General features: G+C 58.2%; 12 protein-coding genes and 1 tRNA gene. 8 read left to right on the forward strand and 5 right to left on the reverse strand.

Annotation, left to right across the window (positions count from 1 at the left end; genetic code table 11):
• The first annotated feature begins 74 nt into the window (after window positions 1-74).
• The 5 genes from egtB to D6851_RS07460 all read left to right on the forward strand — a co-directional run bounded on the left by egtB (window position 75) and on the right by D6851_RS07460 (window position 6,137).
• On the forward strand, window positions 75-1,325 hold the full coding sequence (gene egtB, locus D6851_RS07440) for an ergothioneine biosynthesis protein EgtB (protein ID WP_183030024.1): 1,251 nt from the start codon (window positions 75-77) through the stop codon (window positions 1,323-1,325).
• Window positions 1,326-1,328: 3 nt separating this feature from the next.
• The gene (gene egtD / locus D6851_RS07445; RefSeq protein WP_120324252.1) at window positions 1,329-2,315 is read left to right on the forward strand and encodes an L-histidine N(alpha)-methyltransferase; all 987 of its coding nucleotides are present in this window, start codon (window positions 1,329-1,331) and stop codon (window positions 2,313-2,315) included.
• Between the two features lie 39 nt (window positions 2,316-2,354).
• The gene (locus D6851_RS07450) at window positions 2,355-3,068 is read left to right on the forward strand and encodes a retropepsin-like aspartic protease family protein (RefSeq protein WP_238473985.1); all 714 of its coding nucleotides are present in this window, start codon (window positions 2,355-2,357) and stop codon (window positions 3,066-3,068) included.
• A gap of 139 nt (window positions 3,069-3,207) precedes the next feature.
• Complete coding sequence (locus D6851_RS07455; protein WP_120324253.1) at window positions 3,208-5,619, forward strand: TonB-dependent receptor; 2,412 nt, start codon at window positions 3,208-3,210, stop codon at window positions 5,617-5,619.
• Between the two features lie 170 nt (window positions 5,620-5,789).
• Window positions 5,790-6,137, forward strand: a complete 348-nt coding sequence (locus D6851_RS07460) for a hypothetical protein (protein ID WP_120324254.1) — start codon at window positions 5,790-5,792, stop codon at window positions 6,135-6,137.
• Between the two features lie 52 nt (window positions 6,138-6,189).
• Here D6851_RS07460 and D6851_RS07465 read toward each other — a convergent pair whose 3' ends face one another.
• Both D6851_RS07465 and D6851_RS07470 read right to left on the reverse strand, forming a co-directional pair.
• Window positions 6,190-7,599: a sulfatase family protein gene (locus tag D6851_RS07465; RefSeq protein WP_120324255.1), complete on the reverse strand. Its 1,410-nt coding sequence runs from the start codon at window positions 7,597-7,599 to the stop codon at window positions 6,190-6,192.
• A 60-nt stretch (window positions 7,600-7,659) separates the two neighbouring features.
• A complete protein-coding gene (locus D6851_RS07470) occupies window positions 7,660-10,212 on the reverse strand; it encodes a TonB-dependent receptor (RefSeq protein ID WP_120324256.1) in 2,553 nt (850 codons plus the stop codon).
• A 117-nt stretch (window positions 10,213-10,329) separates the two neighbouring features.
• Between D6851_RS07470 and D6851_RS07475 the strand changes: the two genes are divergently transcribed.
• Window positions 10,330-11,274, forward strand: coding sequence for a LysR family transcriptional regulator (locus D6851_RS07475; protein ID WP_120324257.1), 945 nt, complete (start codon window positions 10,330-10,332; stop codon window positions 11,272-11,274).
• A 12-nt stretch (window positions 11,275-11,286) separates the two neighbouring features.
• On the opposite strand, the gene D6851_RS07480 is transcribed toward D6851_RS07475, so the two are convergent.
• A complete protein-coding gene (locus tag D6851_RS07480) occupies window positions 11,287-11,691 on the reverse strand; it encodes a VOC family protein (RefSeq protein WP_183030025.1) in 405 nt (134 codons plus the stop codon).
• Between the two features lie 148 nt (window positions 11,692-11,839).
• Between D6851_RS07480 and D6851_RS07485 the strand changes: the two genes are divergently transcribed.
• Together D6851_RS07485 and D6851_RS07490 are read left to right on the forward strand one after the other, a co-directional pair.
• Entirely contained in the window at window positions 11,840-12,274 is a 435-nt protein-coding gene (locus D6851_RS07485; RefSeq protein ID WP_120324259.1) for a DUF2231 domain-containing protein, read from the forward strand.
• Window positions 12,271-13,614: a PQQ-dependent sugar dehydrogenase gene (locus D6851_RS07490; RefSeq protein WP_120324260.1), complete on the forward strand. Its 1,344-nt coding sequence runs from the start codon at window positions 12,271-12,273 to the stop codon at window positions 13,612-13,614. Before D6851_RS07485 ends, D6851_RS07490 begins: the two co-directional genes overlap by 4 nt.
• A gap of 51 nt (window positions 13,615-13,665) precedes the next feature.
• Here D6851_RS07490 and D6851_RS07495 read toward each other — a convergent pair.
• Together D6851_RS07495 and yghU are read right to left on the reverse strand one after the other, a co-directional pair.
• Window positions 13,666-13,740: transfer RNA gene (locus D6851_RS07495), tRNA-Gln, on the reverse strand.
• A 119-nt stretch (window positions 13,741-13,859) separates the two neighbouring features.
• The gene (gene yghU / locus D6851_RS07500; protein ID WP_120324443.1) at window positions 13,860-14,729 is read right to left on the reverse strand and encodes a glutathione-dependent disulfide-bond oxidoreductase; all 870 of its coding nucleotides are present in this window, start codon (window positions 14,727-14,729) and stop codon (window positions 13,860-13,862) included.
• Window positions 14,730-14,902 lie beyond the last annotated feature (173 nt).

The following is a 14,902-nucleotide window of genomic DNA, read 5'->3' on the forward strand; positions in this document are numbered from 1 at the left end:
ATTGAAAGGGAAAGCCCGAATTCTGGCAGACGATCCGTTTCGACCATTCGGACCGGACGAAGAGGGAGACGATCTTGGCCGAAGCGATTGCCCGTGTGCCCAGCGATACCGCCGACACTCTGGCGGAGAATTATCATAAAACCCGAGGACTGACTGTTGCTCTGGCAGAGCCTTTATCCGAAGCGGATGCCACGATTCAGTCGATGGAGGATGCGTCCCCCGCCAAATGGCATCTGGGGCATACGACATGGTTTTTCGAAAGTTTTCTGCTGCGCGATCACCTGCCGGACTATCGGCTCTATGATGAGCGATGGCCGTTCCTGTTCAATTCCTATTACGAAGCCGAAGGGGACAGATTGCTGCGTGCGCGCCGGGGTATGCTGTCGCGTCCTTCGGTCAGCGAAATTCTTGACTGGCGGGCGCATGTCGATGCGGCGATCGAGCCCTTATTCGACGATCCGGCCTGCCGCGATCTGCTGGCGCTGGGCCTGGCGCATGAACAGCAGCATCAGGAGCTGCTGCTGACCGATATCAAACATGCGCTGGCGCTCAATCCGCTGGGCGCGGCGATGTGGAGCAATGCAGCGCCGCAGCCTGAAGAACCGGCCGCACCTGTCGGCTGGCACGATCATCCGGGTGGCATCGCGATGATCGGCCATCAGGAGCAGGGCTTTGCCTTCGACAATGAAGGGCCCGCGCATCGCGCTTTGCTCGAACCCTTCGCTCTGGCCGACCGGCTGGTGACGAATGCCGAGTGGGACGCTTTCATTGCCGATGGCGGCTATCGCGATCCGGCCCTGTGGCTTTCCGATGGATGGGCCTGGGTGCAGCGAGAGGGAATCGATAAACCGTTATACTGGCGCGAGGGCGACAGCTTTACCCATTCGGGCTGGCAGCCGCGCCATCCCGATGCACCGGTTACGCATATCTCTTATTACGAAGCCGATGCTTATGCGAGCTGGGCGGGGTGTCGTTTGCCGACCGAATTCGAATGGGAAGCCATCGCCAGAACGGATAATCCGTCACTCGATTCCGATGGCGGCAATCAGCTGGACGCTGCCGTGTCGCCCTTGCCGCGCGGCGGGCAGTCCCTTTTTGGCGATTGCTGGCAGTTTACCCGTTCGGCCTATCTGCCCTATCCTCGCTTCCGGCCGGCTGAAGGTGCGGTGGGCGAATATAACGGCAAATTCATGTCCGGGCAGGTCGTGCTGAAGGGGGCCAGCTGTGCGACAGTGCGCGGCCATTCGCGTGCCAGTTACCGTAATTTTTTCTATCCCCATCAGCGCTGGCAATTCACCGGCCTCCGGCTTGCGAAGGATCTTTGAACCATGGCTTCACAGGATATGATGGCGCTGGTCGATCTGGACGATGAGGGTGTGAACCGTGCGTTTCGAAGCGATGTGCTCGATGGCATGTCGGGCGACCCGAAAGCCATTCCCGCCCGCTGGCTTTATGACGATGCCGGGTCGCAGCTTTTCGAAGATATCACGCAGGTGGAGGAGTATTATCCGACACGCTGCGAAAGAGAAATTCTCGAAACACGCGGGGACGAATTTGCCGAGCTGATCGGCCCGGGCCGGGCCGTCGTCGAATTCGGTTCCGGTTCTTCGGTCAAGACGCCCCTCCTGCTGCAGGCGATCGATCCGGCAGCCTATGTTCCGCTCGATATTGCGGGGGACTTCCTGCGTGCAGCCGCTGCAGATCTGAGCCGGAAATTTCCCGATTTGCCGGTCTATCCGGTGGAAGCCGATTTCATGAAGACCGTGCAGCTTCCCAAAGACGTGACGGCGATGCCCAAACTCGGTTTCTTTCCCGGTTCGACCATCGGCAATATGGTTGCGCGCAGTGCGGTGGATTTGCTGCGTTCCATGCGGGAGACACTGGGGCCGGATTCGCAGCTTCTGATCGGCATGGATCTTATCAAGAATGTGGCAGTGCTCGAAGCGGCTTATGACGATGCGGCGGGGGTGACGGCGCAGTTCAATCTCAATCTTGCGCGGCGGATCAACCGGGAGCTGGGCGGCACCATCCCGGTCGATAAATTGCAGCATTCAGCACGGTGGAACGATGTTTTTGCGCGGGTCGAGATGCATCTCGAAGCGGTCGAGGATATCGCTTTCGATGTCGCAGGCCGGTCCTTCACTATGCGCAAAGGAGAAACCATTCATACCGAAAACAGCCATAAATTCGACCTTCGCAGCCAGTCCACTTTGCTGCTGGCAGGGGGCTGGACACCGGTAAAGCGCTGGACCGACCGGGAAGAGTGTTTCTCACTGATCCTCGCCGATGCGACAATCCCGCGTAAGGCGCCCTGACGCGGGCGTTCCGTCTGCCTTGCATTTGGGGCAGGGGCAATGTTCATCGCAATACAGGAAAGCGTGCCCTATATAAGGTTTATGGAAATCGCGCCTGTCTGGGACCAACTGACCCATATCATTTCGCAACTTCCCCAATCCGGCCTGCTGATGGCTGCTGTGGGGGCGATGCTGCTGGGCGTTTTCGGTACAATGCTGCTGCGCCCTGCGCCGGTGTTCGGGCGATTGCTGCGCACGTTGAGCACTTTTGCGCTGATGGGGATTCTGGTTCTCGTGGTGTTGCAGATCTCGCGAATGGACCCGCGTTTCGAGATCGCTGTTCCTGAAATCGGCCTGCCCGAACAGGTGGTGGAAGGCGGGGAAACCCGGATTCCGCTCTCTGCCGACGGCCATTTCTGGCTGACAGCCAATGTGAATGGTGAACCGGCCCGTTTTCTGGTCGATACCGGTGCCACGCTGACGGCGGTTTCGGAAGAGACTGCGCAGCGTGCCGGGCTGGAGCCTCGTCAGGGAGGCATTCCTGTGCGGATGCAGACGGCTAACGGCGCTATCGGGGCGCAGCTCACTTCGATCGAGGATTTGCGTTTCGGCAATGTCAGGGCGCATGGCATCGATGCGCTGATCGCGCCGGGTCTGGGCAAGACCAATGTTCTGGGCATGAATCTCCTGTCCCGTCTCGCTTCCTGGAGAGTGGAGGACAACACCCTCATCATCGTCCCGCAAACGCCGGAAAAGCTCGAAAATATCACCTGAGCGAGTGTGGCGTGACAGTCACGTTCGTTATTGTTTTGTCACGATCGTTACGATTAGTCTTGCATCTGCCTGCGGTCACTCGCTAAAGCGGGCTCGTTTCGCGCCCCGCAAATAGGGGGTGGTCCAAGGGAGAGGTTTGATGGGATTTCGCAATTCTGCGAATTATTTACGCTATTCATGTTTCCTTGCAGCTTCGAGTGCGCTGACGCTGGGCGTTGCCGCGCCGGCTTTCGCTCAGGACGCTGAAAGCACGACTGCACAGGCTGAGACGGCACCGACGCATGGCGGCAATGAAATTGTCGTGACCGCGCAGTTCCGCGAGCAGAATCTGCAGGAAACACCGATTGCGATTACCGCAGTCGATGCCGGTACACTGGAGGCGCGCAGTCAGGAAAGCGTGGCCGATCTGGGCAATTATGCACCCAATGTCAGCCTGTCTCAGGCGAGCAGCATTCAGGGTAACGCTGTCGCGGCCTTCATTCGCGGTGTCGGTCAGTCCGATTCCAGCTTCGCGCTCGAACCGGGCGTGGGGATCTATATCGATGATATCTATTACGGCACCACTTTCGGTGCGGTGATGGATCTGACCGACCTGGAACGGGTCGAAGTGCTGCGCGGTCCGCAGGGCACGCTGTCGGGCAAGAACTCGGTCGGCGGTGCGGTGAAGCTCTACACCAAGGAGCCCGACGGCGATGGTGGCGGCTTTATCGATGCCAAATATGGCAGTTTCGACCGGGTCGAACTGCGCGGCAGTGCCGGTTTCACCATCACAGACGGTCTGTATGCGCGCGTTTCCGGCGTTTCGAAAACTTCCGACGGTTATTTCACGCGGCTCGATTATGGCTGTATGAACCCCGGTTCGGGCATTCCTGCCAATGTTAGCACGACCGATAATTGCAAGATCGGCACCGAAGGCGGGCAGGACATGCAGGCAGTACGCCTTGCCCTGCGCTATGCTCCTTATGGTTCGCCGGTCGAGGTCAATCTGCGGGCCGATTATTCGACCGACAAATCGGAAACGGTGCCGACCAAGCTGATTTATGCCGATAATCCGCAGGCCCGTTCCTATGTGGCGGATAATCCTGCCGGCGGCATTCCGTTCGACAGCCGCTTCCTCACCGGACCGGAAAGCTATTCAAGCTATGCCACCTATGCACAGGGCGGCAATTATACGACCGATTTCGGTACGCTGAAACAGTATCAGCCAGGCGGTTTCCAGGCCGATCCGCATAACTCCATCGAAAGCTGGGGCGTGTCGGGCAAGGTCGATGTCGATCTGGCGGATAATCTGTCCATGACTTCGATCACCGGCTATCGCGTAGCCGACGGTACCAGCGGCATCGATTATGACGGATCGCCGATTTCTCTGATTCAGGCCGAATTCGGCTATCGCCATGAACAGTTCACACAGGAACTGCGCCTGTCTGCGCAATTATTCGACGGGCTGATCGACACCACTGTGGGCGGTTTCTATTACCACGCCAAGGACCGGCTCAACGGCCGCCAGCATATCCCGACTCTGCTGTTCGATTTCATTCAGGACGACCACGTCAAGAATCGCAGCATTTCGGGTTTCGCTCATCTGGAAATGCACCTTACCGACCGTCTGAACCTGATCGGCGGTCTGCGTTATACCGATGACAAGAAGACCTATAATTACGACCGTTACAATATTGACGGCACCGTGCCGAGCGGTGTTCCGCTGACCGACAACTTCCTGCTGGCCGGGCTGAACGGCATGTCCGATACATTCTCGGGCAGTCAGGTCGATTATCGTATCGGGGCGAATTACGATCTGACCGACGATCTGATGCTCTATGCGCAGGTCTCCACCGGCTTCAAGGGCGGCGGCGTCAATCCGACTCCCTCCGTGCCCGACCAGATCCAGACATTCGGCCCGGAAAAGGTCACTACCTATGAAGGCGGCTTCAAGAGCGAGTTGCTCGATCGCCGCGTGACGCTGAACGGCGCTGTCTTCCTCAACGACTACAACGATATTCAGCTCGTTCGCTATCAATGCCCGGAAAGCGCAGTGCTGGCCTGCACTGTGCCCTCCAATGCAGGTGATGCGAAGATTTTCGGCTTCGAGCTGGAAGGTATGCTGGAACCGGTTGATGGTTTCACCATCGACAGTTCGCTCGGCTATCTCGATTTCGATTATAAGTCGATCAAGAACCCGGCCACCATGGTGACCAAGGATATGATCGCGCCTTACATTTCGAAATGGCAGCTTTCGGCGGGTATGCAGTATGTTGCCGAATTCGAGAGCGGTGCCAAGCTGACGCCGCGGATCGACTGGAATAACCGCTCCAGCTTTTACACCATGTCGATCAACAATCCGGGCAACAAGATCGATGGGTATAGCCTCGTCAATGCCCGCCTGACCTTCGACAGCGCCGATGGCGACTGGTCGGTCAGCGGCGGGGTGACCAATCTGTTCGACAAGTTCTATTACATGGCGCTGGCCGAAAATGTGAACAGCTATGGCGTCATCACAGGCAATCCGGGGCGTCCGCGCGAATGGACGGTATCGGTTCGCCGCCGTTTCTGATTTTTCACTGGAGAGTGAAGGGGCGCCTGTTGAAAGGCAGGCGTCCCTTTTCTGTTTGTAAATCAAACTATTGCAGTAGTTAATATAACTATTTTGCCAGATATAGAATTCATGTAAAATTCATGGTTAATATTCGATAATTGTTCTATGGAATCATCATGGAGAGCTGCATGTATAAATATTCGCTAGCCCTGTTGATGGTTCTGACTGCTCCTGTCCATGCGCAAACGGTCTCGACGGATTCTGTCGGGACAAGTGAAGAGGACAGAGCCACTTCGGTCGTATATTCTACAAATGACGCTCGGGACGAAATCGAGAAAGGTCGCGATACGGGTACTTTGTCGAAAGAACAGGCGCGGGTTCTGAAAAAACAGGCGACGCGCATCGACAATGTCAGAGATCGTTATGCGGTGGATGGCCTGTCCGATTCCGAACGGCGCGATCTTGATTTTCAAAGCCGGGCGCTGGAAAGCATCACGAAGGCGCAGCGTTTCCAGATTCCGGACAAGCGCCCCTGAACGGTGAAGCACGGGTGAAGCGCGGCAGCGCTTCACCCGTTTCCCGTCTTAGTCAGCTGTCGACGCCGAAATGATCGGCCAGTGCCTTCCCGGTAAAGCCATAGCTGGGTGCTGTGGGATCGTGCAGCATGGTTTCGTCCCATGCCGCCCAGGCTTTTTTGAGATTGTCGTAGCGGGCAGGGTCCCGGTCTTTGAGATTGGCCCGCTCCAGCGGATCGGCGACCACATCGAACAGGAAACTGTTGCCGGCAATCTGAAGATATTTATAGCGCCCGTGCCGCGCAGCCTGCTGCCCGTGATTGGAAAACCGCCAGAACAGCGTGCGGTCCGGCAATGATGCACCGCGGAGCGCCGGGCGAATATCGATGCCGTCTGTCGGATAAGCGGGATCGGGCGCTCCGCCTGCTGCAGCGAGGAAGGTCGGCAGCCAGTCCATCGATATGACCGGGACATCGCTTTCGCTACCCGGTGTCGTCAGGCCCGGCCAGCGCACGATCAGAGGAATACGCAAGCCGCCCTCCAGCAATTCTGTCTTTTTGCCGGTAAAGGGCCATGTATCGGAAAAACGCTCCCCGCCATTGTCGCTGGTAAAGACGACAACCGTATTGTCGGCCAGCCCGAGCTGCTCCAGACGGTCGAGCACCCGGCCAATCTGTCGGTCCATTGAAGTGACCATGGCGGCATAGGTATCCATATCGCCGCCATCATAATCCATCATGGCTGCAGGGTTTTCACTTCGGGCCAGACGGTCGGATTCGGCTTTGTCCTCCGGCCCCTCCCAGGGCCAGTGCGGCGCGGTGAGATGCAGGCTGATGAAGAAGGGCTGGTGATCTTCGGCCCGCCGGTCGAGCGTGTCCATCGTCCGTTCGGCCAGCAATTCGGTGAGATAGCCGGTTTCTTCTATCGGCGTGGTGCCGTCCCACAGATCGGGGCGCCCGAAAGAGGCATGGGTGAAATAATCGACCCCGCCGCTGCGAATGCCCCAGAATTCGTCATAGCCCGATTTCAGAGGGCCGTATTTGGGCAGACTGCCCATATGCCATTTGCCGATCAGGCTGGTGCGATAGCCCTGATTGCGCAACAATGAAGCGATGGTAGGGTGACCGGGTTCGAGCCCGACATCGCGCAGCCCGAGCGGTTCTTCGAGCCCGATCGGCGTACGATACTGATAACGCCCTGTTATCAGCGCTACGCGGGTAGCGGTGCAGACAGCGCTATTGGCATAGGCATGAGTGCATTTCATGCCGTCGCGGGCCAGCCCGTCCAGCACCGGCGTTTCATATTCTGCGCGGCCATAGCAGGACAGGTCGGCATAGCCGAGATCGTCAGCCATGATGAACAGGATATTGGGCCTGTTGCCGGGGCGGGCTGAAAAGACCGGCGATGCAGCGGCGAGGGCGGCTGTACTCAATGCGCCGGAAACCGCATGGCGGCGAGTTATCGAAAAGGGGCCTGAGGCCATTATTGTCTCCTGAAAATAGCCCGGAGAAGAGCATGCGCTTTCGCCGGGCTCGGTGGGAAATCAGAATGTCTTTTTGAGCGTTACCGCCCATTCGCGCGGCCGTGCCGGAGCGCCGGTAATCACCCCCGATCCTGCACCGGTCAGGTCGAATATCTGGTAATAGTAATATTCATCGAACAGGTTGGTCACTTCGAAGGCCGCTTCCAGATCCTCTGCCCTGTTGCGCCAGGTAAGGCGCAGATTGGTCAGCGTGTAGGACGGGACGGTACCGAATTGGGCAGAGGGCGTGCCGGGCTGGGGGGCGGTATTATTCCCGGCCATTTCTCCCTGATGGGAGACATCGACACGCGGTGTCAGCGAACCGAGACGATCAAGTCCGATGCGATATTGCGCACCGATGCTCCACTGAACTTTCGCACTGCCGCGCGGCGGAGCGGATAATTTCCCGGTATATTGCTTGTCGGCCGAACAGCCGAGATCGGAAGGGGCGGTCGAATCCACCACGGTCGGCACCACGCAGTCCCAGCTCCAGTCGAGGTAAGAGAGCGATCCGTTGAGCGTGAAACCCTCTGCCGGCTCGGCATTCATCTCGACTTCGAATCCCTTGATCGTGGCGTCGCCCGCATTTTGCGGCAGTGCGCAGGGGCCGGGGCCGCCAAATTGCGGGCAGGACAGCAAAGTGAGCTGGGCGTCCTTGAAGTCGTTGATATAGCCCGACAGGTTGAGCCGCAAACGGCGGTCGAAGAAATCGGTTTTCAGGCCGATTTCATAAGCGGTCAGCTCTTCCGGGCCGAAAGGCTGGACCTGTGCGGCGTTGAAAGGCCGCGGGCCGATACCACCGCCCTTGAAGCCGGTCGAAACCGTGGCATAGACAAGGATATTCTCGCTAAAGCGGTAATCGGCGCTGGCCCGGTAATCGAGCCGGTCGCCCGCATAAGACCCGACCAGACCGTTCAGCGCGGTGACGGTTTCGCTGGTATTTCCGTCCCCATCCGTATCGAGCGTATCCGGCCCCGAATAGCCCGCACCATAGGCCGCCCCGACCGGATCGACGAAAGGATTGACCGTGCCGTCATAGCTCAGGCGGCCCAGCGTCACCGATTTGCTTTCATCTGTATAGCGTAAACCCAGCGTCAGGGTCAGCGCTTCGGCCGGGCTGAGAATGAGGGTGCCGAACGCTGCTTTGCTCTCGGTCGAGACCGGATTGAAGCCGCGGGTCTGCAAGGGATAGATCGGCAGATCGCCCGCCGCGATATAGCGGATATCGATCTGTGAATTATTATGCGTCATTTCGTCGGAATAATATCCGCCGAGAGTCAGTTCCGCCCAGTCTGCAAGATCGGCATTGAGGCGAATTTCCTGACTGAAAAAGTCGCTGTTCATGAAGCTTTTGGTCAGATTGGTCCGCGTCGGAGAGGCATCGGCATCGTTCTGAAAGTCGGATTTGAATTCGCGATAGGCGGTGATGGAGGTCAGGATCAGCGAATCCGACAAGCCTATTTCCGCATTCAGCGCGAGGCCCCAGCCGCGATAATAGGATGCGTTGGCAATGCTGGTGCCCGCCAGCGGCAGACCCTGCAACGCGGGTATCAGCCCGGCTTCCCATGTATCGGCGGCATAGCCGAAATCGGTATAGCTGCAGTAACGCCCGCAAATAAAATCATTGCTCAGCGGCAGACCGTTGGGAGTGGCGACATTGGGATTGTCATTATCGCCATAGAGCAACACTTCGCCGGTCTGGTTCTTGTCATCGACATTATAGTCGGCGCTCAGGCTGATATCGATCCGCTCGCTCGGGTTCCAGCGCAGCGTACCGCGCAAAGCGTGGTAATGGACATCGCTGAAATCGAGTGTCTTGCATTCGCTGTCGCCGATCGTGACCGGCACGCCGCTTTCCGGGAACAGGCAGCCGTAATCGTAACCCTGCACATAGCCGTCCTGTTGTCCATATGTGCCCGAGACGCGGCCCGCCAGCGTATCGGTGAGCGGGAAGCTCAGTGCGCCGCGCAGGTTGATGCGATCCCGGCTGCCATAGGTGCCCGAAACGAAGCCGCCCCACTGGCCGTCGGGTTTCTTGGAGATGAAGCGAATAGCGCCGCCTTCGGAATTGCGGCCGGTCAGCGTGCCTTGCGGACCGCGCAGAATCTCCACTCGCTGGACATCGAGCAGTTCGAAATTCGCTCCGGTCAGGCGTGGATAATAGACGTCGTCAATATAAAGGCCGACCCCTGGCTCGACGAGCGGATTGAAATCATATTGCCCCATACCGCGGATCGAGGCGCTGATAGACGGGCCGAACGAAGCGGTCTGTGGCCGCAGGGTTACGCTGGGTGCCTGATTGGTGACTTCGGAGAGATTGGTCTGGCTGCGCGCTTCGAGCAGCGCATCGTCCACCGCGGTGATGGCGATGGGCGTATCCTGTAAATTCTGTTCCCGAAACTGCGCGGTGACGACGATTTCGCGCAATGCCGGAGCCGGTTCGGTCCGCTGCGCACTGCTTTGTGCTGCATTTTCCTGTGCCGGTTTATCCTGTGCGATAGCCGGGCTGGCCATGCTCCCCAAAGAGATCGCGAACAGGCTGACGCTCCGGGCTTTTACCCTGGTATAGTCCATCAGACATTCTCCCCTTTTTTATCAGGGAGGGATTGTCATGCGGAAAAACCTCGCAGGCAAGACATGCCGGGGTTATGGATAAGATAATCATAAGATTATGTTTGGGAGAGCGTAATCATGCAAAATATGCCTTTTACCTTGCGGCAATTGCAGGTTTTTTCGAGCCTGTGCGACACGCTGAGTTTCCGCAAAAGCGCTGAATCCATGGGGATTTCGCAAGCTTCCATCAGCGCGCAGCTCAAAACGCTGGAGCAGCAGCTCGGGGTGATGCTGTTCCACCGCACACCCGGAAAACGGCCGGAATTAACCGGCGAAGGGGAAGCCTTTCTGCTCGATTTCCGCCGCTTCGCGCAATCTGCCGAGGCGCTGGCCGGGCATCGCCGCCGGACGGCGGGAACGTGCGGGCTGCAATGCAATATCTATATCGGGCGTTCGCTGTTCGACGATTATGTGCGGCCCAAAATGGACGGCTTTCTGATCGAGCATCCGGAGATCGGCCTGTCTTTCGAGGTAGGGCTGCCGGGTGAATGCCATGCCGATTATATAGAGAACGGGCGGTTCGATTTCGCTCTGTTCCATCAGCGGGATGACTGGCGGCCCTCTACCCATATGGATGTGCTGGCCTGCATGAAGAGCGGGATTTACGGCCATCGCAAATTCCTGCCGGCCAATGGTGCCGCGCCCGATACCCGGGCGCTGGAAACGATGCCTTTCATCCTGCCCGAGGCTGGCAGCGCGCCGGAACGAATGCAATTGCGGGTCCTGCGCAACCGGGGCATTCGCCCGCGCCGCATCGTTTGCCGTACGCCCTATTTCGATGTGATGGCATCGATGGTGGAACGCGGGCTGGGCATTGCCTGTCTGGTCGAAAACCAGATCAGTCATCTCTCCCGGCAGGAAATCTGCCTGTTATACGAGATGGGGCGCTGGAACCTTATCGCCTATCGCAAGCCTTGCCCGCCCGACGCCCGGCTCGACCGGGTGCGTGACTTTCTGCTGGCCAGCGTGCTGGACGATCCCGGCTACCCTGTCACCCGGGCCATGGTGCAGAACATGATGTAACGACCGCTGATTCTAGCGGACATCTTCGGCCGGTACGGGCTGAACCAGCTCGATTTCATGACCTTCCGGATCCTGCAATGTGGCGACGCGTGTGCCGTCCATCACAAAGGGTTCGAGCAGCGCGGTGCCGCCCGCTTCGAGAGCGGCCTGATAGGTGGCGTCCATATCCTCCACCATAAAGCCGACCGGCCCGTAGGCATTTCCGGGTATGGTGTGGCGACCATCCTTATACTGGAGCAGCAACAGGTTGGGCCCGGCTTCCTGTCCCGGCAAAGCCATAATATGTTCGATAAAGTCAGGCTCATCGAAAGTCATTTTTACCGAAAAGCCGAAAGCTTCCTGATAAAAGGCGAGCGCCTTTTCCATATTGCTGACGCCAAGCTTGAAGAAAGCGAGCCGGATGGCAGGTGCGGACATGATATTCTCTCCCTCGTAACAGCTCCGGCAGACTATCCTTCCATCCGCCCTTTGGCGAGGTGCTGCGCGGTTTCGGGAAACAAAAGCCATCCCGGACAATTGCAAAAGAAAGCCTGCCCCACGATCTGCCCGCAGGAGGAGAGACCCAATGGCTATTCCGCCCGCTCATGCACGGCCGATGCTGCATCCGCTGCATGCGATTTTGCTCGCCTTTCCGCTGGCCCTTTTTACCGCCGCCTTGCTGAGCGATATCACCTATCTCAACACCGCGCAGATTCAGTGGACCAACTTTTCCTCCTGGCTGATCGCCGGGGCGGAGCTGACGGGCGCTCTGGTCGTGCTGTGGGCGCTGATTGCCTTGATCCGACATAGAAAGGGCGCCGCCAGTCTGCGTTATCTGCTCTATCTGGCGGTAGTGGCGGTGATGTGGATTGCCGGCCTTATCAATGCGTTCCAGCATAGTCACGATGCCTGGAGTTCGGTGGGTACTTTCGGGCTGATCCTGTCCATACTCAGTGCGATACTGGCCTGGTGTGCCGGGCTGATCGGCTATTCCAGCTATCCGCTCCGGGAGGTTTCATGATGCGCCTGCATTTTTGCACTCTTGTCGCAGCCAGCCTGACGCTCACTGCCTGCGGGATGGATCAGGGCGATCCTGACCAGAACGGCCCCGATCCTGCCTTGCCCGAACAGAATGAGACATTGTTGCCGCCGATGCATATTGCCACGCCTGCAGGGTGGGGCGATGCGCGGCCTGCGGTGCCCGAAGGATTTACCGTTCAGCCGATTGCGACCGGGCTGAAAATCCCCCGGCAGACTCTTGTCCTGCCCAATGGCGACATATTGGTGGCCGAAGGTTCAGGCGGAAATCGTCCGACGGTACGCCCCAAGGATCTGGTGGCGGATTTCATTAAAAGCCTGGGCAAGAGCGATGTGAAAGGCGGAGATCGGATCACCTTGCTGCGCGATGAGGATGGCGATGGCCTGCCCGATTTGCGCAAGGTTTTTATCGGCAATCTCAATGCGCCTTACGGGCTCGCTTATTATGACGGCAATCTTTATGTCGCCGATCAGGATGCCTTGCTGCGTTTCCCTTATGAGGACGGGCAGACGCAGATCACGGCTAAAGGGGAGGCGCTCACCCCGCTGCCTTCGAAGATCAATCATCACTGGACCAAGTCGCTGACCATCAGCCCCGATGGCTCGACGCTGTATGTCGGGATCGGCTCGAACAGCAATGTCGGGGAACGCGGTATGGCGGTGGAAGAAGACCGTGCCCGGATATGGGCTGTCGACCGCGAAACCGGCGCCCATCGCACCTATGCCAGCGGCATTCGCAATCCCACGGCGCTGGCGATGAATCCGGCCAGCGGCGATGTGTGGGCGGTGGCCAATGAACGCGACGAGCTGGGTGCGCGGCTGGTCCCCGATTACCTCACCTCGGTTCGCGAAGGTGCGTTTTACGGCTGGCCCTATTCCTATTGGGGCGATCATGTGGACCCGAGGGTCCGCCCGCAGAAACCGGAAAAAGTGGCTGAGGCTATCGCTCCCGATTATTCGCTCGGCTCGCATAAGGCGCCGCTCGGCCTCAGCTTCACCACCGGCAAGGGCTTTGGCGGCTCCTTTGCCAATGGCGCCTTTGTCGGCGAGCATGGGAGCTGGAACAGGCAGGATCTGGCAGGGTACAAGGTTGTCTATATACCGTTTCGCAACGGCCATCCGGCAGGCGATCCGGTGGATTTCGTCTCGGGCTTTCTCGATGGCGATGGCCATGCTCGCGGTCGCCCGGTCGGTGTGACCTTCGATTCGGTCAATGGTGCTTTGCTGGTGGCAGACGATCTGTCCAACACGCTCTGGCGGATAGCGCCGGCGAACGGCATGCCGCAGAGCGATGCGGAAGATGGCAGCGAGGCAGAAGGCTGATAATCCGGCGAAAGCGGATGTTTTGCGATTGCAATCGTCAATCGGGAAAAATGGCTGGGGTGGCAGGATTCGAACCTGCGCATGCCGATACCAAAAACCGGTGCCTTACCGCTTGGCTACACCCCAGCAACTCTGTGCGCGCCCATATAGCGTGACAGACACAGAAGGGAAGGGGGTGCTTTACGGATTATGACAAATTCTGTCCGGCCTGCCGTATGAAGCACCCCTCAAAATCTATGCGGGGCTCAGAAACCCTTGGTTACACCTTCGAGCAACTCTTTGGGTAGCGTATCGAAATCCTTTGCCGAATGGCGTTCTTCGAGCCCTATTTGCGAATTGACCAGCTTGCCGCGCCGCGCAGCGGGACGGGAATCGATTTCACCGACCCAGCGGCCGACATTTTCATATTCGTGCAGGCTCAGGAATTCGGCTGCATTGCCGTAAGCTTCGCCGCGATAAAGATTGCCGAGCCAGGTATAGGAGGCGATGTCGGCGATCGTGTAATCGTCCCCGGCCAGAAAGCGGGTTTTGGCAAGCTGCCGGTCCGCCACGTCGAACAGGCGTTTGGTTTCCATCGAATAACGGTCGATCGGATATTTATAGCGTTCGGGAGCGTAATTGTAGAAATGGCCGAAACCGCCGCCAATCGCCGGGGCTGAGCCGACCTGCCACATCAGCCAGCTAAAGCATTCGGCGCGGGCCGGGTTTTCTTTGGGCAGCAGATAATCGAATTTTTCCGCCAGATGAAGCAGGATCGCCCCGCTTTCGAAAACCCGGAAAGGCCTGGCACCGGAACGGTCGAGCAAAGCCGGAATCTTGGAATTGGGGTTCAGTTCGACGAAGCCCGATCCGAACTGGTCGCCATTGAAAATCTTGATGATCCAGGCGTCATATTCAGCATCGGAATAGCCCGCTTCGAGCAATTCCTCGAACATGATGGTGGCTTTCACGCCATTGGGCGTGCCCAGCGAATAAAGCTGGAAGGGATGTTCGCCCAGCGGCAGCTCTTTTTCTTCGCGCGCACCGGCGGTCGGGCGATTGATGCCGGCAAACTGGCCGCCATTTTCAGGGTCGAAGGTCCAGACCTTCGGTGGCGTGTAGCTGTCATCGGCCATTTGCATGTCTCCCTTATTGGTTGTGTCTGCAATTTCGCAATGCAAATGGGTCATTCCTGACACAAGCGCAAGAGCATGTTCGAGGAACTCCCTTTCGGTCAGGATGGTTTGTTGACCATCATGGCCTCTGTCTGCGGCAGCGATGGTTCGAAACCGGCAAAATCGCGTTTCAG

Source organism: Altericroceibacterium spongiae (assembly GCF_003610805.1).
GTDB lineage: Bacteria > Pseudomonadota > Alphaproteobacteria > Sphingomonadales > Sphingomonadaceae > Altericroceibacterium > Altericroceibacterium spongiae.